The 24,699-nt window shown below is 61.9% G+C and carries 26 protein-coding genes and 2 tRNA genes; 14 read left to right on the plus strand and 14 right to left on the minus strand.

The window, feature by feature from the left end; translation table 11 throughout:
- Positions 1-92 precede the first annotated feature (92 nt).
- The 3 genes from K8M09_RS07540 to K8M09_RS07550 all read right to left on the minus strand — a co-directional run bounded on the left by K8M09_RS07540 (position 93) and on the right by K8M09_RS07550 (position 1,043).
- A tRNA-Arg gene (locus tag K8M09_RS07540) sits at positions 93-169 on the minus strand.
- Between the two features lie 8 nt (positions 170-177).
- Positions 178-483 carry an ETC complex I subunit gene (locus K8M09_RS07545; protein WP_160788043.1) on the minus strand — a complete coding sequence of 102 codons (306 nt, stop codon included), beginning with the start codon at positions 481-483 and terminating at the stop codon, positions 178-180.
- A gap of 290 nt (positions 484-773) precedes the next feature.
- Positions 774-1,043 carry a hypothetical protein gene (locus K8M09_RS07550; protein ID WP_160788044.1) on the minus strand — a complete coding sequence of 90 codons (270 nt, stop codon included), beginning with the start codon at positions 1,041-1,043 and terminating at the stop codon, positions 774-776.
- Positions 1,044-1,630: 587 nt separating this feature from the next.
- On the opposite strand from K8M09_RS07550, the gene tnpA reads away from it, so the two are divergent.
- From tnpA to K8M09_RS07575, 5 genes are all read left to right on the plus strand, one after another.
- Complete coding sequence (tnpA, locus tag K8M09_RS07555; RefSeq protein ID WP_160788234.1) at positions 1,631-2,101, plus strand: IS66-like element accessory protein TnpA; 471 nt, start codon at positions 1,631-1,633, stop codon at positions 2,099-2,101.
- Positions 2,098-2,454 carry an IS66 family insertion sequence element accessory protein TnpB gene (tnpB, locus tag K8M09_RS07560; protein WP_160788235.1) on the plus strand — a complete coding sequence of 119 codons (357 nt, stop codon included), beginning with the start codon at positions 2,098-2,100 and terminating at the stop codon, positions 2,452-2,454. The genes tnpA and tnpB overlap by 4 nt, the downstream gene beginning before the upstream one ends.
- A 48-nt stretch (positions 2,455-2,502) precedes the next feature.
- The gene (gene tnpC, locus K8M09_RS07565; RefSeq protein WP_160788236.1) at positions 2,503-4,077 is read left to right on the plus strand and encodes an IS66 family transposase; all 1,575 of its coding nucleotides are present in this window, start codon (positions 2,503-2,505) and stop codon (positions 4,075-4,077) included.
- Positions 4,074-4,637, plus strand: coding sequence for a YecA/YgfB family protein (locus K8M09_RS07570; protein WP_064334525.1), 564 nt, complete (start codon positions 4,074-4,076; stop codon positions 4,635-4,637). Before tnpC ends, K8M09_RS07570 begins: the two co-directional genes overlap by 4 nt.
- Before the next feature lie 64 nt (positions 4,638-4,701).
- Positions 4,702-5,034 carry a hypothetical protein gene (locus tag K8M09_RS07575; RefSeq protein WP_229342236.1) on the plus strand — a complete coding sequence of 111 codons (333 nt, stop codon included), beginning with the start codon at positions 4,702-4,704 and terminating at the stop codon, positions 5,032-5,034.
- 159 nt (positions 5,035-5,193) lie between these two features.
- Here K8M09_RS07575 and K8M09_RS07580 read toward each other — a convergent pair whose 3' ends face one another.
- The 4 genes from K8M09_RS07580 to K8M09_RS07595 are packed head-to-tail and all read right to left on the minus strand — an operon-like array spanning position 5,194 to position 6,744.
- Positions 5,194-5,553, minus strand: a complete 360-nt coding sequence (locus K8M09_RS07580; protein ID WP_160788252.1) for a hypothetical protein — start codon at positions 5,551-5,553, stop codon at positions 5,194-5,196.
- Positions 5,553-5,882, minus strand: a complete 330-nt coding sequence (locus K8M09_RS07585) for a hypothetical protein (RefSeq protein ID WP_160788253.1) — start codon at positions 5,880-5,882, stop codon at positions 5,553-5,555. Before K8M09_RS07585 ends, K8M09_RS07580 begins: the two co-directional genes overlap by 1 nt.
- Before the next feature lie 52 nt (positions 5,883-5,934).
- Positions 5,935-6,450: a hypothetical protein gene (locus K8M09_RS07590; protein ID WP_160788254.1), complete on the minus strand. Its 516-nt coding sequence runs from the start codon at positions 6,448-6,450 to the stop codon at positions 5,935-5,937.
- A 57-nt stretch (positions 6,451-6,507) separates the two neighbouring features.
- Positions 6,508-6,744, minus strand: coding sequence for a hypothetical protein (locus K8M09_RS07595; RefSeq protein ID WP_160788255.1), 237 nt, complete (start codon positions 6,742-6,744; stop codon positions 6,508-6,510).
- Positions 6,745-7,075: 331 nt separating this feature from the next.
- Between K8M09_RS07595 and K8M09_RS07600 the strand changes: the two genes are divergently transcribed.
- Positions 7,076-8,287, plus strand: a complete 1,212-nt coding sequence (locus tag K8M09_RS07600; RefSeq protein ID WP_160788268.1) for an IS256 family transposase — start codon at positions 7,076-7,078, stop codon at positions 8,285-8,287.
- On the opposite strand, the gene K8M09_RS07605 is transcribed toward K8M09_RS07600, so the two are convergent.
- The 5 genes from K8M09_RS07605 to K8M09_RS07625 all read right to left on the minus strand — a co-directional run bounded on the left by K8M09_RS07605 (position 8,263) and on the right by K8M09_RS07625 (position 13,452).
- Positions 8,263-8,904, minus strand: coding sequence for a hypothetical protein (locus tag K8M09_RS07605; RefSeq protein ID WP_229342239.1), 642 nt, complete (start codon positions 8,902-8,904; stop codon positions 8,263-8,265). The two genes, K8M09_RS07600 and K8M09_RS07605, sit on opposite strands and share 25 nt — an antisense overlap.
- A 587-nt stretch (positions 8,905-9,491) precedes the next feature.
- Complete coding sequence (locus tag K8M09_RS07610; protein ID WP_160784153.1) at positions 9,492-11,282, minus strand: D-alanyl-D-alanine carboxypeptidase family protein; 1,791 nt, start codon at positions 11,280-11,282, stop codon at positions 9,492-9,494.
- A 94-nt stretch (positions 11,283-11,376) separates the two neighbouring features.
- A tRNA-Pro gene (locus K8M09_RS07615) sits at positions 11,377-11,453 on the minus strand.
- A gap of 109 nt (positions 11,454-11,562) precedes the next feature.
- Entirely contained in the window at positions 11,563-12,714 is a 1,152-nt protein-coding gene (locus K8M09_RS07620; protein ID WP_160784154.1) for a ceramide glucosyltransferase, read from the minus strand.
- Positions 12,715-12,906: 192 nt separating this feature from the next.
- The gene (locus K8M09_RS07625; protein ID WP_160784155.1) at positions 12,907-13,452 is read right to left on the minus strand and encodes a cysteine hydrolase family protein; all 546 of its coding nucleotides are present in this window, start codon (positions 13,450-13,452) and stop codon (positions 12,907-12,909) included.
- 97 nt (positions 13,453-13,549) lie between these two features.
- Between K8M09_RS07625 and K8M09_RS07630 the strand changes: the two genes are divergently transcribed.
- Positions 13,550-14,509 carry a GlxA family transcriptional regulator gene (locus K8M09_RS07630; protein ID WP_160784156.1) on the plus strand — a complete coding sequence of 320 codons (960 nt, stop codon included), beginning with the start codon at positions 13,550-13,552 and terminating at the stop codon, positions 14,507-14,509.
- Positions 14,510-14,515: 6 nt separating this feature from the next.
- On the opposite strand, the gene K8M09_RS07635 is transcribed toward K8M09_RS07630, so the two are convergent.
- Complete coding sequence (locus K8M09_RS07635) at positions 14,516-15,919, minus strand: bifunctional serine/threonine-protein kinase/universal stress protein (protein ID WP_160784157.1); 1,404 nt, start codon at positions 15,917-15,919, stop codon at positions 14,516-14,518.
- The gene (locus tag K8M09_RS07640) at positions 15,920-16,660 is read right to left on the minus strand and encodes a metallophosphoesterase family protein (RefSeq protein ID WP_160784158.1); all 741 of its coding nucleotides are present in this window, start codon (positions 16,658-16,660) and stop codon (positions 15,920-15,922) included.
- Positions 16,661-16,858: 198 nt separating this feature from the next.
- Between K8M09_RS07640 and K8M09_RS07645 the strand changes: the two genes are divergently transcribed.
- The 7 genes from K8M09_RS07645 (at position 16,859) to K8M09_RS07675 (ending at position 24,698) form a co-directional block, all read left to right on the plus strand.
- Positions 16,859-17,752 (plus strand): VOC family protein, encoded by an 894-nt coding sequence (locus K8M09_RS07645; protein ID WP_160784159.1) that lies wholly within the window; start codon positions 16,859-16,861, stop codon positions 17,750-17,752.
- A 1-nt stretch (position 17,753) separates the two neighbouring features.
- On the plus strand, positions 17,754-18,593 hold the full coding sequence (gene kdsA, locus K8M09_RS07650) for a 3-deoxy-8-phosphooctulonate synthase (protein ID WP_160784160.1): 840 nt from the start codon (positions 17,754-17,756) through the stop codon (positions 18,591-18,593).
- A gap of 130 nt (positions 18,594-18,723) precedes the next feature.
- Positions 18,724-19,998: a phosphopyruvate hydratase gene (eno, locus tag K8M09_RS07655; protein ID WP_160784161.1), complete on the plus strand. Its 1,275-nt coding sequence runs from the start codon at positions 18,724-18,726 to the stop codon at positions 19,996-19,998.
- Between the two features lie 448 nt (positions 19,999-20,446).
- A complete protein-coding gene (locus K8M09_RS07660; RefSeq protein WP_160784162.1) occupies positions 20,447-20,755 on the plus strand; it encodes an FtsB family cell division protein in 309 nt (102 codons plus the stop codon).
- Between the two features lie 149 nt (positions 20,756-20,904).
- Positions 20,905-21,951: a pyruvate dehydrogenase (acetyl-transferring) E1 component subunit alpha gene (gene pdhA, locus K8M09_RS07665; RefSeq protein WP_160784163.1), complete on the plus strand. Its 1,047-nt coding sequence runs from the start codon at positions 20,905-20,907 to the stop codon at positions 21,949-21,951.
- Between the two features lie 17 nt (positions 21,952-21,968).
- Complete coding sequence (locus K8M09_RS07670) at positions 21,969-23,339, plus strand: pyruvate dehydrogenase complex E1 component subunit beta (RefSeq protein WP_160784164.1); 1,371 nt, start codon at positions 21,969-21,971, stop codon at positions 23,337-23,339.
- 15 nt (positions 23,340-23,354) lie between these two features.
- Positions 23,355-24,698 carry a pyruvate dehydrogenase complex dihydrolipoamide acetyltransferase gene (locus K8M09_RS07675; RefSeq protein WP_160784165.1) on the plus strand — a complete coding sequence of 448 codons (1,344 nt, stop codon included), beginning with the start codon at positions 23,355-23,357 and terminating at the stop codon, positions 24,696-24,698.
- Position 24,699: the final 1 nt, after the last annotated feature.

The raw sequence follows: 24,699 nt of genomic DNA on the forward strand, positions 1-24,699 counted from the left end.
AGAGCGCCAAGACCTCGATGTGATCGCAGGGGATTCCGTTGCTGGCCTCCGGTGATCCGGAGTGACGCCAGAAAAACACTCAGTTAATTGAGTGGCGACCCCTGCAGGACTCGAACCTGCGACCTACTGCTTAGAAGGCAGTTGCTCTATCCAGTTGAGCTAAGGGGCCGAAGGACCTCAGTGGGTCCAGGGCTGCATGCGGTTGAAGCGGAAGTTGTCCGGATAGGCGACGCGCTTGCGGGTCGATTCCTTCGGTTCGATCAGGCGATATTCGATGCCGTTGCGCTGCGCATAGGCGATCGCTTCCTCGCTCGTCTCGAAGGTCAGCTTGACCTGCTGGTACATGTCGCCCGAGCTTGTATAGCCCATGATCGGGTCGATCGTCCGCGGCTTTTCGGCGTCGAACTCCAGCACCCAGAGGTGCGTCTTGGCCTTGCCGGACTGCATGGCGGTCTTGGCGGGACGATAGATCTTCGCGGTCATCGAGGCGGCTCCAGAATTCTCGCATACAGGCACGCCGTTCCGCCGGCGCGCGTTCGAGAATGCATAACCCAGATTCCGTAAAGGGGGAATGACTGGAAGGAACATTCGGCATCGAGACGCCCGCCGGACGTGGTCGGAGTGGAGAGATTCGAAATCGTATATGTCATTGAATTTCAATGACAATTTCCACTCTTTGTAACGTTGGAACGGCTTGCTTTTTGTTACAAATTTCATCCGCATCTATAGCGGTGCCGTCTTGGTGAGGCAAGCGCTACCGATCTAATCCGATTCTATTTTTGGTCGATTGATTGCGCAGACCCCGGGCATTGGAAACGTTGCTTGATGACCACATAGCAGAAAGCACCCAAACCGCCGTAAAGCCCGGCAATCACACGCTCAGAAGATAAAAAGTCATATACGGCTCTTACTGTCGGAGCGGCCCAGGTTTCCGGGTAAATGCCAAGCTCTTTGAATAGGCCGGTGACAAACGGTGTAAGCGTGGCATCCAAAACAATTACACTAATTACTGCGGATAGCAGCCCAAGAAACGCGCTCTTCATAACGTCTCCAATCGGTCAAATAACTTCGGCATATCATCTACAGCAGATGTCCAATGGAGGTGAATACCTTTAGCTGGCGACTGCATCAAAGTGCGCCATTGTGAACCACGGCCGGGCTAGTATCAAAGCGCCTCTTGCTCCACTTGTGTCATGTCCTTCTAAACCAATGAGGCAACCATGACACTCCCGAATATCTGCTTCCACGAACGTAAAGACCATCATCCCGTCGCCGAGACTATTGCAGACAGGGATGGCACCCGGCATCGCATCTATATAGAGCGCTGCGTGGATTGTTTCCGCACGCTGGAGCGGTCTTTCTTCGTCGTCCCTATCTGGGAAGGCACAAAGCACTAAACAAGACACGCCCGCCGGGGAAATTGTCAGGCGAGCTTAGCGCCCTATTGCAACGTGCGGTCGGCGCAACTAGGGTTCCCGCGTTAACAACTCGCATTTAAAGAATCTCATGAGAAAAAAAATTATACTTCTCGTCGTCATTGGATTGATGCGTGAGCGCGACGAACACCCCACCTTTCCTTTTGCGATCGCGGCCGCGAGAACAGCTCCTTCACCGATAGGAGCGGAACGGGATGGTCGAAGATCGCGCTGATGCCATGCTTGAAGCCATGGATGAAGGCATGCATGAAGCCAGGCATGAGGGAAAGTATCGTCGGATCGAGGTGATCACGGGTCGACGCCAGCGGCGGAATTGGACCGACGAGGAGAAGGCGCGGATCCTTGCCGAAAGTGCAGAACCTGACGTGAACATCTCGGCGATCGCCCGGCGCTGGGGCGTCAATCGCGGTCTGCTGAACGTCTGGCGGCGCGAAGCCGGGCTGACCTCTCGACGATCCGCGCAAGCCGGCGCACAGCAGGCCATGTTCGTGCCGGTGACGGTGGTTGGCGATAGAACGTCTTGCGAGAACTCGCCGTCGGATGTCGCCCATGACGCCGCGGGGCGTATTGAGATCGAGATTGCTGGCGCGCGTATGACCGTGATCGGCTCGGTGGCGCCCGAATTGGCGCAGGCGATCGTGGCAACGTTGCGAGCACGCCGGTGATTGGACTTTCGCCTGGTGGAGTGAAGATCATGGTGGCGACGCAGCCGGTCGACTTCCGGCGCGGCATGAATGGGCTTGTTGCGCTGGTGGCGTCAGCGCTTGCAGCTGATCCCTACTGTGGTGACGTGTTCGTGTTCCGCGCCAAGCGTCTCGATCGCCTGCGCTGCATTTATTGGGACGGATCAGGCATGATCCTGGCGACGAAATGGCTGGAGGCTGGCACGTTCGTTTGGCCACCGATCCGTGATGGCGCGATGCAGATGAGTAGCCAGGAGTTCTCCCTTTTGCTGGCCGGTATCGACTGGACGCGGGTCAGGCGAAACACCGTAAAGCGGCCAACGAAAGCAGGCTGATCCTATTGGATTTGCTTGAAGATTCAGGGTCATGTGCTAGGGTCTGCCATGCCGCTTCGACCCGACCCTTTACCTCAGGATGCCGCGCAATTGAGCCGAATCATTCTCTCGCTCGATGCAGAGAATGCCGACCTCAAGGCGCGCGTTGCCTTCCTGGAGCGGCAGCTCTTTGGGCCGAAATCGGAGAAGATGACGGCGATCGACCCGAAGCAGGCGACGCTTGAGCTTGGCGATCTCAGCGACATTCCCGCGGCGGCCAATGACGATGTTGCACCCGTGGCTGACGGCCGAAAGCAGGAGCGGCGATCGCCGGCGCGCAACATCGGCCGGTTACCCAGGCATCTCCCACGGTATGAAGAGCTCATCGAGCCGGAGAGCAAGATTTGCCCGTGCTGCTCGTTCGAGCTGCATTGCATCGGCACGGACGTCAGTGAGGCGCTCGACATCGTGCCGGCGGTTGTCCGGGTGAAGCGGACGATCCGGCCGCGCTACGCATGCCGGGCCTGCGAGAGTGCCATTGTGCAAGCGCCAGCGCCGGCGCGTGTGATGGACGGCGGCATGGTGACCACGGCGTTTGCCGCCCATGTCGCCGTTTCGAAGTTCGCCTGGCATTTGCCGCTTCATCGCCAGGCGCAGATGCTTGCCTCCTGCGGCGTGATCATCGATCGCGGCACGCTCGGGGCCTGGGTGACGCGGGTCGCCTGGTGGCTTGAGCTTCTCTATGACGCGCTGCTTGCCTTCATCCGCTCCCAGCCAAGGGTGTTCTGTGATGAGACGCCGCTCCCGCGGCTTGATCCGGGGCGTAAGCGAACCAAGGTCTGCCAACTTTGGGCGCAGGCGGTCGACGATCGGCCATGGAATGGTCCGGCGCCGCCGGCGGTGGCCTATACTTTTGCCGAAAGCCGCAGCGCGCGCGAGGTCGAGGGGCAATTGTCGTCGTTTGCCGGCGTGCTCCAGGTCGATGGGTACCAAGCCTATAAAACCTTGGCCAAGCGCCGGGGGAGGAGCAATGTCGCTCCCATGCGGCTGGCCTTCTGCCTTGCCCATGCCCGACGCAAGTTCGTCGAAATCGTCAAGATGACCGGGTCTGCTGAGGCCCTGTCGATCCTTGCCAGGATTGCCGAGCTCTATCGGATCGAAGCGAAACTGCGCGGCGAAAATGCCGATACCCGGCTCACGGTGCGGCGTCGCGAGGCAGCGCCCATCATGAGCGAACTGAAGGCCCAGCTCACCGAACTGAGCGACGAGGTGTCGTCGAAATCGGCGCTTGGCAAGGCCGTCACCTACACGCTCAACCACTGGAACGGACTGGCAGCCTTCCTGGAGGATGGCCGGATCGAAGTGGACTCCAATGTGGTCGAGCGTTCGATGAAATCGGTGGCTCTGACGAGGAAGAACTCGTTGTTCGTGGGCAGCGAACGCGGTGGCAAGACGTTCGCGGTCCTCGCATCGCTCGTCAACACGGCAAAGCTCAATAGTGTAGACCCCGAAGCTTGGCTTGCCGACGTGCTCGAGCGCATCATCTCCGGCAAGGTGACCGCGAACCAGATGGATACGCTCTTTCCATGGACCTGGAAGGCCAACCGCGAGAGCATTGCAGATCAGGAGCGACGGGCGGCATGACACAGAACAGCCAAGGGGCTACGGCACGACCGAAGCTCGATGACGAGGCGTTCGAGGCGTTTATCAGGGCACGCCGTCCAGTCTCGCCGATCTGGTCGATGAGCGGCCTCGACGGCTATCTCACGGCTCTCATCATCGGCCCGAGGTTTATCGACCCGCGTCAGTGGATCCCGGAGCTGACTGGCCCGGATGCCCTGAACCTGCCAATGGAAACAACCGAGCATCGAGCCGTCCAGACCATCGTTGCGGAATACAACCGGATATCGGCAAGCCTCGCCGAAACGCCGAAAGATCATCGGCCCAGGTTCACCAAGATCGATGATCAAACCTTTGATCCCTTCGCTTGGGACCTCTGCTTTCTATTGGGAACAAGGTACGCGCCCAAGCTTTGGCAGCCCGTCCTTGGAGGTCATGCCGTCACTGGGGATATCGTCGCGCCCATCCGCAAGCTCGGCGAGGCAAAACGGAACGCGACCCGTCAGGATGCCGTTGCCGTCGCCGAAGCGCTCGTCAAGATCCGAGCCTATTTTATGCCGAAGCGGGCAAAGCAAAAGTTCTGACCGACAGCCGGAAGCCTATTCAGTCAATCACGGAAGCCGTGGGCTCTTCGTTGCGCTCACATTGATGCTGCCCAATTTCAGTTTGATTGAAAAGGCTAAAGCTGCCGAACTTAAGAAAATGACCCAATTCGTCATGATTCAAACAGTTTCAAGAATGAGGATTATATCGGAGAACTGCGGAATAAATTTCGATGAAAAATATAGTGAAGATTTAATAGAAGTATTGTCGGGTCTTAATGTTGATGTGGGTGAGGCTAGGCGCAATATTGATTTGAACTACAAAGCGGATAAATTTAGATTTGGGGATGAATGCAAGAAAGATTCATTGAAAGCCTTGAAGTTTTTTAATGATTACTATAAAAATACGATCAAGGAAATGAGAGCGCTTATCAAATAAATTAGACCCGCCGAGAAAACTCGGCGGGTCTATTGATGTGCGCACGAGCTGGCAAGCAAGCGTGCGGGTCCAATTCTTTAGCTAAGCGAAATGGGGTCCAAGCAGTTAGCGCTATGGGTCTCACTTCAAGCAAAACATAGCGCCAGATCGGCGGCTAGTCTATTCCCCGTTCGGCACCGGGATGCCGTTCACGGTGACGGTGCTGGTGAAGGTCACGCTGATCTTCGCGCCGGGAATGTCGGCGCAAGCCTCCATAGTGCGGCTGGTCGCAATCATCTGCTCAATGACTTCGGCCGGCAGTTCCGCAAACTGCGCAGGATCGAGATTGAACGCTTCGGCCCAACGGGTCTGCCATGCATCGATGACGCTGCGGGCGGCATCGTGGAACGCCGCGCGCTGGCTTTCGAAATGCGCCCGGTTGTCTTCAATGAGCTTCTGAATTGCCGGCGACAAGGTGTGCTGGCTGCGGATATGGTCTGCGATCCGGCTCAAGGGGATGGGGCGCTTTACCTCTCCCATTATGCCGCTTCTCCGTGAGCAGCCTTGTAAGCGACGAAACCCTGCCGGACATGGGCGAGGTTATGAACCAGACCGCGCAGTTCTTCCAAAAGGAAGTCCAATTCCTCGACCGGCTGCGGATCAGCGTAGATAATGCTGTTCACAACGTCCCTCAACATCTGATCAATGCCAAAGCATTCGTGCCCCATCAGATAGAGGGTGCCAACGCTATCAGCCTGTCCCGGCTCCTTGGACTTGAGGTATTCGCGAAACAGTTCCTTGTCGGACTTCGACATGATACAAAACTTTCTGGCCTTTGGCCTTTGAATGTTGATTTTGGTGGTCAGCATTTCAAACCTGCCGGGGCGGTTGCCGCCGCTCCCGGTAGGGCATTCCGGGCAATTACTCACCCTTCACCTTCCACTGTGGAAGGCTCCACCGGACCTGCTTCTCAAGCTGGTCGCGGTATTTCGTAAGCCTGACGATATCCGCCAAAGCCTGTTTCTTCGCGGCTGGATCGGTGAGGTCTGCGGCCTCAAGTTCCGTGATTCGGGTAGAAATCTCCTGCTGCTTAAAATCGTTGATCATGCCGGCTAGGACTGTCGCGGCCTCTAGCAGCATCCCAACGGTAAGTTCGGCCCTGCCGATTGCACCATGGATACCTTCATACGTTTCCGGCTCGATCTGACCGGTCGAGGACTTAGGTTCCGCCTCGTCATAAAAGCCATCGCCATCTAAACCGGCAACGTCGAGCGCCATTTCATAGTCGATGCGCTCGCCGTGAACGTCCTCGTATTCTGAGAAGCCCCGCCGAATATACGGATATCCGGTTCGCTCACCTCGCCGACGCTCCTGCTTTTCCTCTTGCTTCTGGCGCTCGCGAAAACGCCGCTGTGCTTCTGCATTAGAAATAGCCATATCGCCCCCTTCATTACGCTTATGTAGTAATGAAAATTGCAGATCGCAAGCGGAAATCTACTCGACCACCGAAAATCTTTCGCGCCGGTCATAGGATGACAGCACGCTTTCCGGCCAAATGCCCGCGATCTCGCCAAGGGCAATTTTGAAGGCGTCGGCATCCTGTGCCGCGCCTGCATCAAGGGCGACCACAAGGAAGGCATCCATGAGCCGGGAATAGGTCAGGGCGTCGAGAACGATATGCGTCATGTGATTGGTACGCTCCAATAAGGTATGCGTTGCGGCGCTGTTCATTGGCCATTCCGATTCTGGCGTCAAGATAGTTTTATCGTTATATTTCAAATAGTTAGTCAGTAAATACTGATTGACTGGCGCCCGATCATCGCTTTGACTCATAGCCGGCCGCTGGCGCGCTTCTGGTGCCGGCAAGGGTGACAGACTCGCCGGAGTCTCTTTCGCGCCTGCGGGCCTGGTAGCGTCCGCGCACGTGGTGTAATTTCGGAGGCGCATTGAGGTGGAAACGGCGGTGGAGAATGAGCTGCCGAATTCGTTGAGCGCAAGGTGGGCACCGGGCCTGTCGGAGAAGGTGGAGTTGCAAAGCTTCAACCAGCCGAAAGGAACCCCGATGACCGACGACAGATTAGCTCTTTCCGAGCTTGCCGCGAAGAGTGGCGATAGCGATTTTCTGCGCACGATTGCCGAAAGCGTGCTGCAACTGATCATGGAAGCCGATGTTGATGGCCTGATCGGCGCTGGGCGCTATGAACGTGGCGACAGCCGCCAGACATGGCGCAACGGCTACCGCGACCGCTCGCTCGACACCCGGCTCGGCACGCTGAACCTGAAGATACCGAAGATGCGACAGGGAGCCTACTTTCCCGGCTTTCTGGAGCCGAGGAAGATGGTGGAGAAGGCGCTGGTGGCCGTGATCCAGGAGGCGTGGATCAACGGCGTCTCGACGCGCAAGGTCGATGAGCTGGTGCAGGCCATGGGCATGACCGGCATCTCCAAATCCTCCGTCTCCAAGCTGTGCAAGGATATCGACGAGCGGGTGAACGCCTTCCTCAAGCGCCCCCTTTCCGGTGACTGGCCATACCTCTGGCTCGACGCCACCTATCTGAAGGTGCGTGAGGGCGGTCGCATCGTGTCGGTGGCGGCGATAATCGCGGTGGCGGTCAACACGGACGGGAAGAGGGAGATTGTCGGCCTGCACATCGGCCCCTCCGAAGCCGAGCCGTTCTGGACGAGCTTCCTGCGTGATCTGGTCCGCCGAGGCCTCACCGGCGTCAAGCTGGTCATCTCCGATGCCCATGAAGGGCTGAAAGCGGCCATTACCCGTATCCTCAGCGCGACATGGCAGCGCTGCCGTGTTCATGCGACACGCAATGCGCTGGCCTACGTTCCCAAGGGCCAGCACACCATGGTCGCCGCCGCGATCCGTCAGGCTTTCATCCAGCCCGACCATGACAATGCCGTGCAGACCTGGCGGCATGTCGCCGACCAGCTCCGCGCCAGATGGCCCAAGCTCGGTACCTTCATGGACAATGCCGAAGCCGACGTGCTGGCCTACATGGCCTTCCCCGCCCAGCACCGCACGAAATTACATTCAACGAATCCACTCGAACGCCTCAACAAGGAGGTCAAGCGCCGTGCCGATGTCGTCGGCATCTTCCCCAACGAGGACAGCATCGTTCGCCTCATCGGCGCGGTTCTGCTCGAAGCCAACGACGAATGGCAGCTCCTGAGCCGATACATGCAGGTCGAGGCAATGGCCGAGCTAAACCCACCAACAATCGAAGAGGAAACTACACTTCAGATTACACCCAGAGCCGCCTGATCATGACGGCCCGGTCCTACACCCGAAATTACACCAACTTGACGGACGCTATCTGCGGGCCTTCCCTGAGTCTTTCTGTGGGCCTTCTGTCGGCGAAGGCTGGCCTCATACTCTGCACGCGCACCGGCAACGGTCGCGCGGCACTGATAGACAATCTTGTCAGTGCCAAGCGCTGCGGCCGTCTGGTCGAAAGCCTTGGCGATGTATGCGGCCCATCCAGCAGCGCTCCAGAGCCGGCGAATGTCTGTCTGGCGTCCAGCACCGCACCCATGGACCTTGCCGCCCGCGCTCTTCAACGCCCGGCAGAAAGCCGCGCCCTGTCTGCGCCCAAGCGTGACGATACCATGTGCATGCAGCCGCCCGCCCGGCGTGACTTCCAAAGCAAGCGAGATCGGCGGAGCGTAACCGAGTTCTCGCTTACATGCTCGGTTGATGGCATCGGCGAGCGCATTCTTCACCGGCCGTTTCGACTTTCTAAGGCGGGCCTCCTGCTTTGGCGTGAAGTTCAACGTCCATGCTAGGGACTCACTACGGAAAGCGAAGTCCAAGGTGTGGCGCTGGCGATCATCGGAAGATAGGCGCGCCCAAGCCTTCGTCTTCCGATGCGCAGACTTCATCGCCTTTACCGAGTTCTTGGCGTGCCTGCCTCTAGGTGGCTTCTGTTGCTGATCGTTCGCAATCTTCTGGCACTCATTGGCGACTAGGGTCAGATAGCCGGGCTTGGGTGTGTTTGGGGTGTTGGTTGCATATACTAGACCCTCATCCCCATAGGCGGGCGCAACGCCCTGCGGATCAGGGGTTTGAGCACCATTTTGACACGCCGGAAATGTTGCAAAACTCTCGTTTTTGCATCGCTGTTTTACAGCACTTTCGAAGTAAGATTACAGTTGATCGCATTGATTTTCACGCGGAAAGCCGGCATATTCATCCATACAGTTCACCTGTAAGGGTCGGCGTTTCGTTGGTAGCGGAGCCGGCCCTTAATTTTTTCAGTAAAGATGGTTGTATCAAGCGCGATCTAAGCGCTCAATGGGCTATCTTTGTCTAGTTATCAAGTTTTTATGCTTAATAGACAGCAATTTGTATTTGACGATGCGCCAGATGGATGCAACAATTTCCCTAATCAGCGGCAATCGTGCTGTTGGTGAAATGTCAATGTTGATTGTGAGCGCCGGTAGCCAGCAATGGCTTCCGGCGTCTTACGTTATCGGCCCCTGCCTGCGGACAAAAGATTCCCCGGCCTCATTTGCTGCTGAAGTTCCGAAATCACGACACCGCGCATGGTCGCCTCAATCTCTCGGGAAACGTGCTTCGCCAAATCCGCATTCTGTTCGGGCGTGCCGCCCGAGGCGTTGACCGTGACCGGCGCGGAAATGCTGATCTGTTGTGACGACGAAGGGGCGGCATTGCCGTTTGCCGGCAAGAGGTCCGGGCGACGGATCGCGGGCGCGGTGCCGGCAAACCCGCCAGCCTCATAGCCGCCGCGCAATGCGCCACGGTGCATGGCGTCCAGATTTCCAAGGCCGATGCGCTCCACGGCCTTCTTCGACATAACGAATTCGCCGCGATGCACGACGCCTGCCGGCTCGCCCTTGTTGCCATCGCCGGTATAGCCGCCGGATTCGAAACCGAAGAGACCACCTAGCAGCGAGCCGAGCAAGCCGCCGAAGCCACCCCCGCCACCACCAGAGGAACCACCACCGCCGAACAGGCCAGCAAGCGGGCCTTCGCCTAGCAGGGCCGCTTGCAAGGCAACCTTCACCAGCGATTGCAGGACGCTTTGCAACGCCTGCTGCCAAGTCATGGTGCCGGTGATGAGGCCGGTCAGGGCGTCGGTGATCGTCGTGCCGAAGAACCGCCCGGCCTCTGCCATGGCCTCCTGTTTCTCGCGAAGCCCTTCAGTCGCCGTGGTCGCCTGCACCATACCCTGCGCAAGCTGGGCGATTTCCTGCCGCTGCTGCGGGGAAAGCTGGATGCCGGCGCGCTGTGCTTCAGCAAGCAATTCCTGTTCGTATCGGAAGGCTGCCGCCTTCTGCGCCGACATGGTGAGGGCCTGCCGCTCGCCCTGCTGCGCCTGTGTGTATTCCCGCGCGCCGGCAGTAATCTGGCTATACGCATCGGCCTGCCGGGTCGCAGCTTCGGTTAGGCGGTCGATTTCGGCAGCAATCTGCCCGCTGCGAGCGTCGGCGTCTTCGATATGCCAGTTCTCGTTTGCCAGCGGGAAGGACAGGCCGAAGCTGCCGGCGTTCTGGTGCGCCCACTGGCGGGCGCGGTCACTACTATAACCAAGGTCGGCGCCATTGCCCTTGTTGTGCTGGCTGTTACCGGGCGGCGCTACCCACTTGCGGGCGGCTTCCGGGGAACCATACTTCTTCAGGGCATCAAGCCAAAGCTGTTGCTGCCGCTCGACGGAACGATAGCCGGAATTGATGGTCACGCTGCCCTTCAGGTCGTCGGGCATGGATGCCAGCATCTTCGCCAGCTTCGACGCGAAGGCATCGGCCATGCCGTCGATATGCGAACGGGCCTTGTCCGATGCCAGGGCGTTCGAAAGGTAGCCGGCCGGATCGTCGGTTGCGGAGCGGATATTGACGGACGCCAGCGCCTTACCCGCAATGCCGTCACGCAGGAGCGCGACATGCAAATCATCAATCATGACGCTCGAATAACGAGGGCCTGAGTTTCGCAACTCATCATCGAAGGCCAGACGCTCGTTGTAGTTCCGAAGGGCGATCTTATCGACCGGAAGAGGATAGCGGCCCGGCGTGATGGCCTCGCCGTTCGCAAGGGCCTTCCGGCGTTCAGCAATGGCGATGCGCGCCTGAAGCTCCGCAACGGCCGTGTGAAGCCGTGCTTGCGCCGTGCGCCGGTCAGCGCCGAGCGGTGCGCGCAGTTCGGTTTTGTTGTCGAGGAAGGACCGAAGGTCTTTCGGAATCACGATCCGAGCGAAATAGCGTCCATCGCGATTGAGGAGGTATTTGTTGTTTCCGGCCATCTGTTAGCACCCTGTTTGTAACGAGGTTTGTAACAGAAAGCTGGGCTGAACCTACTGGAAACCTTGAGTTTCCGGGCTTTTCAGGGCCTACCGGTGGTCGGAGTGGAGAGATTCGAACTCCCGACCCTCTGGTCCCAAACCAGATGCGCTACCAGACTGCGCTACACTCCGTCCGTCCCGGCGTTGGGGAGATACACGCATCCGGCTCCTGTCGCAACAGCAAATGGGCGGTTTCAAGCACTTGTACGAGGAAATGCGGCAAGGCCATCCGGTCGGTCGATCAGGGGCCGGCCGCCGCCTCCTTGAGTTCGCAGGCGGCGGTGCCGATCGTCATCGTGTTGCCGCGCCAGTCGATGGTTCCGCCGAGCCAGGCGCGCAGCCAGATGGCGGGCAGCAGGAAGTCGCGCACGATCAGCGCCGGGAGCGAGAGAAGCGAGAGCCGCCAGCCCTTGGCGCGGGCGAGGGCGGCTTCCGGCAGGTAGATGCCGGCAAGGACAAGAAGGGCGGCGAGCGGCAGCGATGTGCCGGCCAGAGCGGCGGCTGCGAGGGCGAGCAGCAGGGGCGGCAGGACGCCGAGCAGGATTTCCGGCGCGAAGAAATGGGGGAAGGTGACGCGGCGCAGGCGCGACCAGCGGCATTGGCGCGACCAGATCTCCCGGCCCGTGCGCCGCCCCAAGGGCTGTTCGAAGGGCGATGAGACGAGGTGGACCTTGAGGCCGATCCGGTTCACCAGCTTCGTCGAGGCGGCGTCTTCGGCGATTTCCGCATTCAGGGCATGAATGCCGCCATTCGCATCCAGCATCGGCTTCGCCCAGAGCATGCTCTTGCCCTGCGCGAAGCCGAGGCCGAGCGCTTCGCCGGCATATTGCCAGCGCGCCTGCTGGGTATTGAGGAACATGCATTCCACCTCCGCCCAGAACCCTTCCGGCCGGGAGCCGAGCGGCGTGGAGCAGACGAGGCCGGAATCGCCGCGCCAGTCGGCCATGAGATGCTGGATATAGTCCGTCGGCATCGACACATTCGAATCGGCGAGGATCACCCAGGCGTGGCGGGCGGCCTGCCAGCCCTTGACGCAGTTGTTGAGCTTCGGGTTGGCGCCGATGCGGTCGTCGCCGACGAGAATACGCGCTTCGACATGCGGATGGGCGGCGGCCGTCTTCTCGATCAGCGCGACGATCGGATCGTTGCCATGGGCAACGCAGAAGAGCAGCTCATAGCGTGGCCAGTCGAGGCGGAAGGCGCGTGCGAGTGTTTCGTCGGAAAAACGCTCGATGCCGCGCACGGGGATGACGATGGAGACCGGCGGCTTTCCGTCGATGCGCGGCGGCGGTGCGCCGGCGGGTTTCAGCCGCTTTCCGGCGACGAGGATGCTGGCGAGATTGATCGCAACGAGGGCGCCGGAGGCAAGGGCGAGGGCCTGGGCCATGTCCATTCACGCATACTCCGATGGGCGTCGGCCGTCTTGCGGCTTCTGCCGGGTGCATTCACGCGGCAAGAGACACCATCGTCACATGACAGGGGAATGACGGGACGGCCCCGTGGACGGGCGGGGCGTCACCGATGGCCGGGAAGCGCCGTCCGGTTCAATGAGCCGAACGGCGCTTCCCGCCTGTTTTTCAGAAAGTTACGACAGGAATTCGGCGGTGGTCGTGACCGTGCCGTAGCCGAATTCGAGGGCGGACATGATCGTGGCATGAACCTGCGCGGCCGGCACGACCGAATCGCCGAAGGCCTTGTCGCGGGTCGCGCAGGCGTCATGAACGACGGTAAGGCCATAGCCGAGATCGGCGGCGGCGCGCGCCGTCGCATCGATGCACACGTCGCTCATCGCGCCGACCACCACGACGTCGCTGACTCCCTCTGCCTGAAGGGTCTCCTGCAGCGCCGTCTCGCGGAAGGAATTGGGATAGGCCTTGACGATGACCGTATCGCCCGCCTGCGGCGCGATGACCGGGATCGGCTGGATGCCGTCCGTGTTCGGCGCGAAGAGCGGGGAGTCGGCTTCCTTCGAGATGTGGTGGACATGCACGATGCGGTCGCCCTTCCGGCGGGCCGCCTCGACGACGCGGGCGGCATTGGCGGCGGCGGCGTCGATGCCGGTCAGCGCGAAGCTGCCGGTGGCGAGATAGTCCTTCTGGAGGTCGACGATGATGATGGCGCGTTTGCTCATGGGAAATCCTTTCCTGACGGGGTGTCATGGACATATTGCCTCGGCTCTGCCATCGCTGGCTATTGGCGGGACCGACATAATTCAGGGTGGAAATGACATGGTTGTTGCGGTGGAGATCGGTCTGGTGGTCTATCCCGGCGTGCAGATGGCCGCCGTGCTGGGCATGACCGATCTGTTCAACGCCGCAACGGAGCTTGCCGGGCGCAAGGGCGGTGCCGGGCCGAGACTGTGCGTGAGCCATTGGCGGCTCGAGGAGGGCAGGCCGGTGCGTACCGGGGCGGGCGGCGTGTCCGGCGAAGCGTCCCGGCCTTGCGTGCTCGTGCTTCCGCCGGCGCTTGGCGACCCGATCCGGCGCGACGACGCCGCGCCCTTCGCCGCATGGCTGCGCGAATGCCATGCGAGCGGCATCCAGCTCGCCTCGATCTGCGCGGGCGCTTTCCTGCTGGGGGAGACGGGGCTTCTGGCCGGGCGGACGATCACCACAAACTGGGTGATCGCGGAGACCTTCGAATTGCGCTTCCCGGAGGTGCGGGTGGATACGGACCGGCTGCTCAGCGACGACGGCGATATCGTCACGGCGGGCGGCGTCATGGCCTGGGTCGATCTCGGGCTGAAGCTGATCGACCGTTTCCTCGGGCCGACGGTGATGCTGGAAATCGCCCGGCAGTTCGTCATCGATCCGCCCGGGCGCGAGCAGCGCTACTACAGCACTTTCTCGCTGCGCCTGCTGCATGGCGATGCGGCGATCCTGAAGGTGCAGCACTGGCTGCAGGCGACGGAGGCGCGGGAGGTGGGTGTCGATGCGCTCGCCGCGCAGGCCGGACTGGAGGAGCGGACGTTCCTTCGCCGCTTCCGCAAGGCGACGGGCCTGACGACGACGGATTACTGCCAGCGGCTACGTGTCGCGAAGGCGCAGGAACTGTTGCAGTTCGGCGCGCGCTCCGTCGATCTCGTGGCGAACGATGTCGGCTACAACGACCCTGGCGCGTTCCGGAAGGTTTTCGCCCGCATCGTCGGGCTGACGCCGGGTGAATACCGCAAGCGTTTCCGCTCCTGACGCGGCCTATTGTGGCCGCTGGCGATTGCGCACCACCGTCACTGTACAGGGCGCATGGGCGGCGATCTCGCCGGAGACGCTGCCGAGCATGGAGCGCATCGTCGATTCGGCGCGCGCGCCGAGGACGATGTGATCGACATAGTTTTCCCGGGCATATTCGAGAATGGCGTCGGCCGGCGAGACGGCCTCCAGCACATGGAAGGTGATGCCGCCGCCGGGCGTGGGAAGATCCGTCGACCAGTTGCGCAGTTGCACGAGACGCAGGACGTGCTTGTTGCGGCCTTCCTCGTCCAGCGAGGTGTCTATGGCGATGCGGTTGATCTTCAGGACATTGATGCAGGCGATGCGCGCGTCCGGCGTGTTCTCGATGATGCGGGCGACGGTTTTGCGCTTGGCGTCGTCGAGGTCCGGCGCGTTGCCGGCAAGGTCTATCGCCACGGCGACGATGGGCGCGTTGGCAAGCTGCGCTTCCGCGGTCTGCGGCTTCACGGTTTCGATGGGCACCGGATTGAACCGGCGGCGCAGCACCGTGCCGAGCGGGTCGCGCTTCATTTTCTCCGCCCGCGCCGTCAGCTTGACGGCGGAAAGGTCCTGCAGGTCGAGGGCGAGCTGGGCAGCGCTCGGATAGCGCCAGGCCGGGTTCACCTCCAGGCAGTGCAGGATGATCTCCTGCAGGGCCGGCGGAATGGCGGCGTTGCGGGCGCGGGGCGGCAGCGGATCGCGCCAGAGCCGGCGCTTCAGGCCCTTCAGGCGTTGCGGATCGCCGAAGGGGCGCTCGCCGGTGGCGAAGAAATAGAGCATGACGCCAAGCGCGAAGAGATCGCTGCGGAAATCGCTGCGCGTGCCGAGCACCTGCTCCGGCGCCATATAGGGCGCGGTGCCGTAAGGCAGGCGGAACTGTTCGTCCATCAGGTCCGGCAGGTGGATGTGGCGCGCCAGGCCATAGTCGATCAGCACGGCCTCGCCGGTCTTACGGAACATAACGTTGGAGGGTTTCAGGTCGAGATGCACGACATGCTGCCGGTGCAGCGAATCGAGCGCCATCGCCACCTTCGCGCCGATGGCGGCGACCTCTTCCGGCGGCAGCGGCAGGCGCTCCAGCAGCGGATAGAGCGAGCCGCCGGGCAGGCGCTCCATGACGATATAGGGTAGCGTCGCAAAATCGCCGTTGGCGATGAAGCGCGGTACATGCGGGCCGGAAAGGCGCGGCAGGATCATCTGCTCCATCTCGAAGCCGACGATGGCGGCCGGGTCGTCGCCTTCGCCGATGACCGGCACCTTCATCAGGATCGGAAAGTCGATATCCGGCCGGCTGACCTTCCAGATGCGCGCCATGCCGCCATTGTGGGCGATATCCTCGATGACGAAGCCGTCGATCTCGTCGCCGGGTTTCAAGCGTGCTTTCACCATCTAGCGTCCCCGGAACAGGCGGTCGGCGAGCGAGGCCGGCAGGCCCGCCGCGCGGATCTTGTCGGCGGCCTTCTCCACGTCATAGGCGACGCGCAGGAAGCGCAGCGTCGCGCTTGCCGTATCGTAGAGCGCGAAGGCGGCGGCCGGATTGCCGTCGCGCGGCTGGCCGACGGCGCCCATGACGGCGAGCCACCGGCGCTGCGGCAGAAGCGGCACCGGCGTTGCGGCGACGGGACAGAAATGCGTGACCTTGCCGCCCGGCGCGGTGCAGTAGAGTGCCGGCTTGTGCACATGGCCGCAGAAGCTGACGGGTGTCGTGCAGGCGGCAAGGTGTTGCTCGGCGTCGCCCGTATCGAGCACGTAGTTCCAGTCCGCCGGCGCGCTGGCGTCGGCATGGACGAAGAGGCAGTCGCCCTCGCGGGCCTTGAAGGGCAGCGCGGCGAGGAAGGCGCGCGTGCGCCCACCGAGCTGCCGGCGCGTCCATTCCAGCGCGATCGTCGCCGTGGGGTTCATCGATACGGAAGGGTTGCCCACGGCATCGTCGTGATTGCCGCGCAGCACGATCGCACCCGCTTCGGCAAGCGCCATTGCCCGCTCGGCGCACCATTCCGGGTCCGCGCCGTAGCCGACGATATCGCCGAGCAGCATGAGGCGCTCGGCGCCGGCGCTCTCGGCGGCCGCCAGCACGGCCTCGAAGGCTTCGCGGTTGGCGTGGATATCGGAGAGGACGGCGAGCAGCATGGGTATCCGATCTGTAAGCGTTGCCGACCATAGCGCGCCTTGCCCGCCGCAGCCATTCGACGGAAGGGGAATATCGCGGCTCGGGGCTGGCGGTTCGTCAAGTGTGGCCGGAAAAAAGACGGGCGCAGGTCAGGCGCTTGCATTGCGCGGCGAAAGCAGGCAAAGCACGTGCGCCTGAAACACGACAGGATTTCGCCTATGACCGTGAGTTCGAGAACGCCCCGCCCGATCGACCATCTGGTGCTGCCGGTATCCGAACTTGCCATTGCCCGCGAACGGCTGACACAGCTCGGCTTCACCGTCGCGAAGGATGCGCGCCACCCCTTCGGCACGGAGAACTGTTGCGTCTTCCTGGCCGACGGCAGCTATCTGGAACCGCTCGGCATCGCCAATCGCGAGGAATGCGAGGCGGCGGCGCGCGAGGGAAACGCCTTCGTCGCGCGCGACCAGGCTTTCCGCTTCCGGCGCGGCCTCGACGGGTTTTCCGGCATCGCCATGGCGACCGGCGATGCCTTCGAGGATGACCGGCGCTACGCGGCGGCCGGCCTTTCGGGTGGCGAGGTGCTGGAATTTTCCCGCGACATGCAACTGCCTGATGGAACGAAGGCGACCGGCAGTTTCCGCCTTGCCTTCGCCGCCGACCTGCGCAGTCCGGATTTCTTCTTCTTCGCGTCCGAGCGCGTCGTGGCGCTGCCTTCCGACCGCAAGGCGCTGGAGGCGCATGACAACGGTGTCGTCGCCCTTGCCGAGGTCGTGCTGTCGGAACAGAACCCGACCGACTTCCAGTATCTCGTGCAGGAAGCCGCCGACGAGCGCGAGGTCGAGGCGCTGTCCTTCGGCATGACCGTGGAGACGCCGCGCGGCCGCATCACCGTGCTGAACGACGCCGGCCTTGAAGGCTTCTATGGCATCGCGCCGGTTACCGGCACGGATCGCGGCCTGAAGGGGCAGGCGGTCGTCTTCAAGGTTTCCAGCCTGTCCGATTGTCGCCGCCTGCTTACCGAGCGCGGCGTCGCCTTCCGGGAACGGGACAACCGTCTTCTGGTGCCGCCGGTGCCGGGGCAGGGAGTCCTCTTCGTCTTTGGAGAATGAGATGAACACGAATTCCACCGTCATCGTCGGCGAAGGCGCCAAGAAGGTCACCTTCTCGCAGACGAAACGCTTCTCGCTGATCGCCGGCCCCTGCCAGATGGAAAGCCGCGACCATGCCTACATGATCGCCGGCACGCTCGCCGAACTCTGCGACAGGCTTGACCTCGGGCTCGTCTACAAGTCCTCCTTCGACAAGGCGAACCGCACCTCGCTGTCCGGCAAGCGCGGCATCGGGCTTGAAAAGGCGATGGAAATCTTCGCCGATCTCAAGAAGGACTTCGGCTTCCCGGTGCTGACGGACGTTCACACCGAGGAACAGTGCGGCCTCGTTGCCGGCACGGTCGATATCCTGCAGATTCCGGCCTTCCTGTCGCGCCAGACGGACCTGCTCGTCGCTGCCGCCAAGACCGGCCGCACGATCAACGTCAAGAAGGGCCAGTTCCTCGCCCCCTGGGACATGAAGAACGTGCTGGCGAAATTCACCGAGAGCGGTAATCCCAATGTGCTGCTCTGTGAGCGCGGCGCATCCTTCGGCTACAACACGCTCGTTTCCGACATGCGTTCGCTGCCGATCATGGCCTCGCTCGGCGCGCCCGTCGTCTTCGATGCGACCCATTCGGTGCAGCAGCCGGGCGGGCAGGGCGGCTCCTCCGGCGGCCAGCGCGAATTCGTCGAGACGCTGGCCCGGGCGGCGGTCGCCGTCGGTGTCGCCGGCCTCTTCGTCGAAACGCACGAGGACCCGGACCATGCGCCCTCCGACGGGCCGAACATGGTTCATCTGAAGGACATGCCGCGGCTTCTCGAAAAGCTGCTCGCCTTCGACGCCATCGCCAAGGCCTGACATTTCAAACGGATGACATGGAGACGTGCCATCCGTTTTTTCTGGCGTCAGCGCGCCATTGTAATTTCCGCATCGTCGATTAAAAGTGAATTTTAATCGATTAATAAACCCCAGAACCAGGACGATATCCATGACTGCTATCATCGACATCATCGGCCGCGAGATTCTCGACAGCCGCGGCAATCCCACCGTCGAAGTGGACGTGCACCTCGAAGATGGCAGCTTCGGCCGTGCGGCCGTTCCGTCGGGCGCCTCCACCGGCGCGCATGAAGCCGTCGAGCTGCGCGACGGTGGCACGCGCTACCTCGGCAAGGGTGTCGAAAACGCCGTCGCCGCCGTCAACGGCGAAATCTTCGAAGCCATCGGCGGCCTCGACGCCGAAGACCAGATACAGGTCGACCAGACGATGATCGAGCTGGACGGCACGCCGAACAAGGCCCGCCTCGGCGCAAACGCCATCCTCGGCGTCTCGCTCGCCGTCGCAAAGGCTGCCGCCGAAGCCGCCAACCTGCCGCTTTACCGTTATGTCGGTGGCCCGAACGCCCGCGTCCTGCCGGTGCCGATGATGAACATCATCAACGGCGGCGCGCATGCCGACAACCCGATCGACTTCCAGGAATTCATGATCGTGCCGGTCGGCGCCGAGACGATCCGTGACGCCGTGCGCATGGGGTCGGAAGTCTTCCACACGCTGAAGAAGCAGCTTGCCGCCGACGGCCACAACACCAATGTCGGCGACGAAGGCGGCTTTGCGCCGGGCCTCGCCTCGGCTCCCGCCGCCCTCGACTTCATCATGAAGTCCATCGAGAAGGCCGGCTACCGTCCGGGCGAAGACATGTTCATCGCGCTCGACTGCGCCTCGACCGAGTTCTTCAAGGACGGCAAGTACGTGCTGGAAGGCGAAGGCCGCTCGCTTGAGCCGGCCGCCATGGCCGACTACCTCGCCGAACTCGCCGCCAAGTATCCGATCTTCTCCATCGAGGACGGCATGGCGGAAGACGACTGGGACGGCTGGAAGCTCTTGACCGACAATATCGGCAAGAAGGTCCAGCTCGTCGGCGACGATCTGTTCGTGACGAACTCCGCGCGCCTGCGCGACGGCATCAAGATGGGCGTCGGCAACTCGATCCTCGTCAAGGTCAACCAGATCGGCTCGCTCTCCGAGACGCTCGACGCCGTCGAGACCGCGCACAAGGCGAGCTACACCGCCGTCATGTCGCACCGCTCGGGCGAGACGGAAGACTCCACCATCGCGGACCTTGCCGTCGCCACCAACTGCGGCCAGATCAAGACCGGCTCGCTCGCCCGTTCCGACCGTACCGCCAAGTACAACCAGCTCATCCGCATCGAGGAGCAGCTTGGCGCACAGGCACGGTTCGCAGGGCGCAGCATCCTGCGCGGCTGATTGGAGAAACAGTTTCTCCGAAACGACGAAACCCGCATCTGACGATGCGAGTTTTGTTTTTTGAGGGATCGAAACGGCCCTTTTCAGGGATGTTCTCTGCCCTTTTTCCCATCCGGCCAAGCCGCCGCCACAGCCCCTTGAGGGCATGCGGCAAGAGATAAGACGACGACGGATGTGGGGGCCGCCGAGGGGCGGAGAGGGGCATCCATCGGGTAGCGCCATGCGCGGCGCGGTCGCTCTGTTCCGCTCTTTCTCCTCCGTCATATTCCCTTGGGGCGAACCCGGGCGACCACGCCATGCGCGCCGCCTGTTCCTCTCCCAAGGGATCGCAGGCCGCGCCCCGCATCTCTATGCTCTACGCTTTTTCCTGCGCATTCCCATCATGGTCAATGATCGGTTAACCCCTTGGTGCTAGTATCGAATTCGTATTGCGTATCAGGGCACGGACATGTGGACCAAACATCATAAGAAGCGGAAATTCGGCCGTCTGGCACTACCGGTAATTACGGTCGCATTCCTTTCCTACTTCGGGTATCATTCCGTCCATGGCGACTTAGGTCTGCGCGGAATGGAGGATTTCGAGCGACAGAGAGTGGAACGGCAGGCGCGTCTGGACGTGCTCGTGCGGCAGCGCCAGATCCTGGAAAAAGAGGTGGCTTTGATGAGTGACGGCTCGCTCGAGCGCGACATGCTCGACGAAAAAGCGCGCTCGTATCTCAACATGTCCCGGGCCGACGAAATCGTCATTTTCCACTGAAAATATCGATTAACTCAAATCTGGTTAATCGTAAATCTTACTTAGTATTCAGTGGCTTGCGAAGAATATTAGCCATGCATTTATAGCATTGCTGCGCTGGGCTTTCTCCCCTATGGTTTTCGCCAAGAGGCAAACATAGGGAGGTACGAATGGCTCCGCGCAAAAACGCGTCCACGTCCAGCCGCAAGCTTGCGGCAAAGCCTGCGAAGAAAGACTTCAACGGCGGCATCATCGCCGACTTCTCCAAGGAAGACGATCTGAAGGCCTATCGCGAGATGCTGTTCATCCGGCGTTTCGAGGAAAAGGCCGGCCAGCTCTACGGCATGGGCTTCATCGGCGGCTTCTGTCACCTCTATATCGGCCAGGAAGCTGTCGTCGTCGGCATGCAGATGGCGCTGAAGGAAGGCGATCAGGTCATCACCGGCTATCGTGACCACGGCCACATGCTCGCCTGCGGCATGAATGCGCGCGGCGTGATGGCGGAACTGACCGGACGCCGGGGCGGCCTTTCCAAGGGCAAGGGCGGCTCCATGCACATGTTCTCCAAGGAGAAGCATTTCTATGGCGGCCACGGCATCGTCGGCGGCCAGGTGTCGCTCGGCACGGGCCTCGCCTTCGCCAACCGCTACCGCGGCAACGACAACGTCTCGCTGACCTATTTCGGCGACGGTGCGGCCAACCAGGGCCAGGTCTACGAAAGCTTCAACATGGCCGCGCTCTGGAAGCTGCCGGTCATCTACATCATCGAGAACAACCGCTACGCCATGGGCACCGCCGTTTCGCGCGCCTCGGCCCAGACGGACTTCTCCCAGCGCGGCACCTCCTTCGGCATCCCGGGCTACCAGGTCGACGGCATGGACGTTCGCGCCGTGAAGGCGGCCGCTGACGAGGCTGTGGAACATTGCCGTTCCGGCAAGGGTCCGATCATTCTCGAAATGCAGACCTATCGTTACCGCGGCCACTCCATGTCGGACCCGGCGAAGTATCGCTCGAAGGACGAAGTGCAGAAGATGCGCTCCGAGCACGACCCGATCGAGCAGGTGCGCGCGCGCCTTCTCGAAAACGGCTGGGCCAGCGAAGACGATCTCAAGCAGATCGACAAGGACATCCGTGACGTCGTCGCCGACAGCGCCGATTTCGCGCAGGCCGATCCGGAGCCGGATGCATCCGAACTCTACACCGACATCCTGCTGTAATCCGGGGAGGGACACCAATGCCAATCGAGATTCTTATGCCCGCCCTGTCTCCGACCATGGAGGAGGGCACGCTCTCCAAGTGGGTCAAGAACGAGGGTGACACCGTCAAGTCCGGCGACGTGATCGCCGAAATCGAAACCGACAAGGCGACGATGGAAGTCGAAGCCGTCGATGAAGGCGTGCTCGGCAAGATCCTGATCGCCGCCGGCACCGAGGGCGTCAAGGTCAACACCGCGATTGCCGTTCTGCTGCAGGATGGCGAAAGCGCCGATGCGGTCGCCGCACCTAAGGCCGCCGCTGCGGAAAAGCCGGCGGAAGCCGCCGCGCCTGCTCCGGCCGCTGCACCCGTTCCGGCCGCGCCGAAGGGCGAAGTCGCGTCCGATCCGGATATCCCGGCCGGCACCGAAATGGTCATGACGACGGTGCGCGAAGCGCTGCGCGACGCCATGGCGGAAGAAATGCGCCGTGACGCCGACGTCTTCGTCATGGGCGAGGAAGTGGCCGAATACCAGGGCGCCTACAAGATCACGCAGGGTCTTCTGCAGGAATTCGGCGACCGCCGCGTCATCGATACGCCGATCACCGAACACGGCTTTGCCGGCCTCGGCGTCGGCGCGGCCATGACGGGTCTGAAGCCGGTCGTGGAGTTCATGACCTTCAACTTCGCCATGCAGGCGATCGACCACGTCATCAACTCCGCCGCCAAGACGCTCTACATGTCCGGCGGCCAGATGGGTGCTCCGATCGTCTTCCGCGGCCCGAACGGCGCGGCAGCCCGCGTCGCCGCCCAGCACTCGCAGTGCTATGCGGCATGGTACAGCCATGTTCCCGGCCTCAAGGTCGTCATGCCCTACACGGCAGCCGACGCCAAGGGCCTGCTCAAGGCCGCCATCCGCGATCCGAACCCGGTCATCTTCCTGGAAAACGAAATCCTCTACGGCCAGAGCTTCGAAGTGCCGAAGATGGACGATTTCGTGCTGCCGATCGGCAAGGCCCGCATTCACAAGAAGGGCAACGACGTCACCGTCGTCTCCTTCGGCATCGGCATGACCTATGCGCTGAAGGCGATCGCCGAACTCGAGAAGGACGGCATCGACGTCGAACTGATCGACTTGCGCACCATCCGCCCGATGGACCTGCCGACCGTCATCGAATCGGTCAAGAAGACCGGCCGCCTCGTCGTCGTGGAAGAGGGCTTCCCGCAGTCTTCCGTCGGCACCGAGATCGCGACCCGCGTCATGCAGCAGGCCTTCGATTATCTCGACGCGCCGATCCTGACGATTGCCGGCAAGGACGTTCCGATGCCCTACGCCGCCAATCTGGAAAAGCTGGCGCTTCCGAATGTCGGCGAAGTCGTCCAGGCGGTCAAAACCGTCTGCTACAAGTAAGGGGAGGGTTGAGGTATGCCGATCAACATTACGATGCCGGCCCTTTCGCCCACCATGGAAGAGGGCAATCTCGCCAAGTGGCTCGTCAAGGAAGGCGACACCGTGAAATCCGGTGACGTCATCGCCGAGATCGAGACCGACAAGGCGACGATGGAAGTCGAAGCCGTCGACGAGGGCGTTGTCGCCAAGATCGTCGTGCCGGCCGGTACGGAAGGCGTGAAGGTCAACAGCCTGATCGCCATCCTCGCCGCCGATGGCGAAGACGTTGCTGCTGCCGCTGCCGGCGGTGGTAGCGCCGCCGCTCCGAAGGCGGAAGCGCCGAAGGAAGCCGAAAAGCCGGCTGCTGCTGCCGCAGCCCCGGCCGCCGCTGCGCCCGCGACGGCAACCGCCGCTGCCGGCCCGCGCGTCGGCAACGGTCTCTTCTCCTCGCCGCTCGCTCGCCGTATCGCCAAGGAAGCCGGGATCGACATTTCGGCCGTCGCCGGCTCCGGCCCGCATGGTCGCGTGGTCAAGAGCGACGTCGAGAAGGCCGTGGCCTCCGGCGGTGCCAAGCCCGCCGCTGCCGCAGCTCCGGCTGCCGCCGCCGCGTCCGCTGCTCCTGCTAGTGCGCCCAAGGGCATGTCGGAAGATGCCGTGCTCAAGCTCTTCGAGCCGGGTTCCTACGAGCTCGTGCCGCATGACGGCATGCGCAAGACCATCGCCAAGCGCCTGCAGGAATCCAAGCAGACGATCCCGCACTTCTACGTCTCGGTCGACGTCGAACTTGACGCGCTGCTCGCGCTGCGCGCCCAGCTCAACGGTTCCGCCCCGACGGACAAGGACGGCAAGCCGGGCTACAAGCTCTCGGTCAACGACATGGTGATCAAGGCCATGGCGCTCGCCCTGCGCGACGTGCCGGACGCCAACGTCTCCTGGACCGACAGCAACATGGTCAAGCACAAGCACGCGGATGTCGGCGTCGCCGTTTCCATCCCGGGCGGCCTGATCACCCCGATCATCCGCAGCGCCGAGCTGAAGACCCTCTCCACCATCTCCAATGAGATGAAGGACCTCGGCAAGCGCGCCAAGGAACGCAAGCTGAAGCCCGAGGAATATCAGGGCGGTACGACTGCGGTCTCCAACATGGGCATGATGGGTGTGAAGAACTTCGCCGCCGTCGTGAACCCGCCGCATGCGACGATCCTGGCGGTCGGCGCGGGCGAGGAGCGGGTCGTGGTCAAGAAGGGCGAGATGGTCATCGTCAATGCGATGACCGTGACGCTCTCCACCGACCATCGCTGCGTCGATGGCGCGCTCGGAGCCGAGCTTCTCGGCGCCTTCAAGCGCTACATCGAGAACCCGATGGGGATGCTCGTCTGAT

The sequence above is a fragment of the Shinella zoogloeoides genome, assembly GCF_020883495.1.
Classification (GTDB): domain Bacteria; phylum Pseudomonadota; class Alphaproteobacteria; order Rhizobiales; family Rhizobiaceae; genus Shinella; species Shinella zoogloeoides.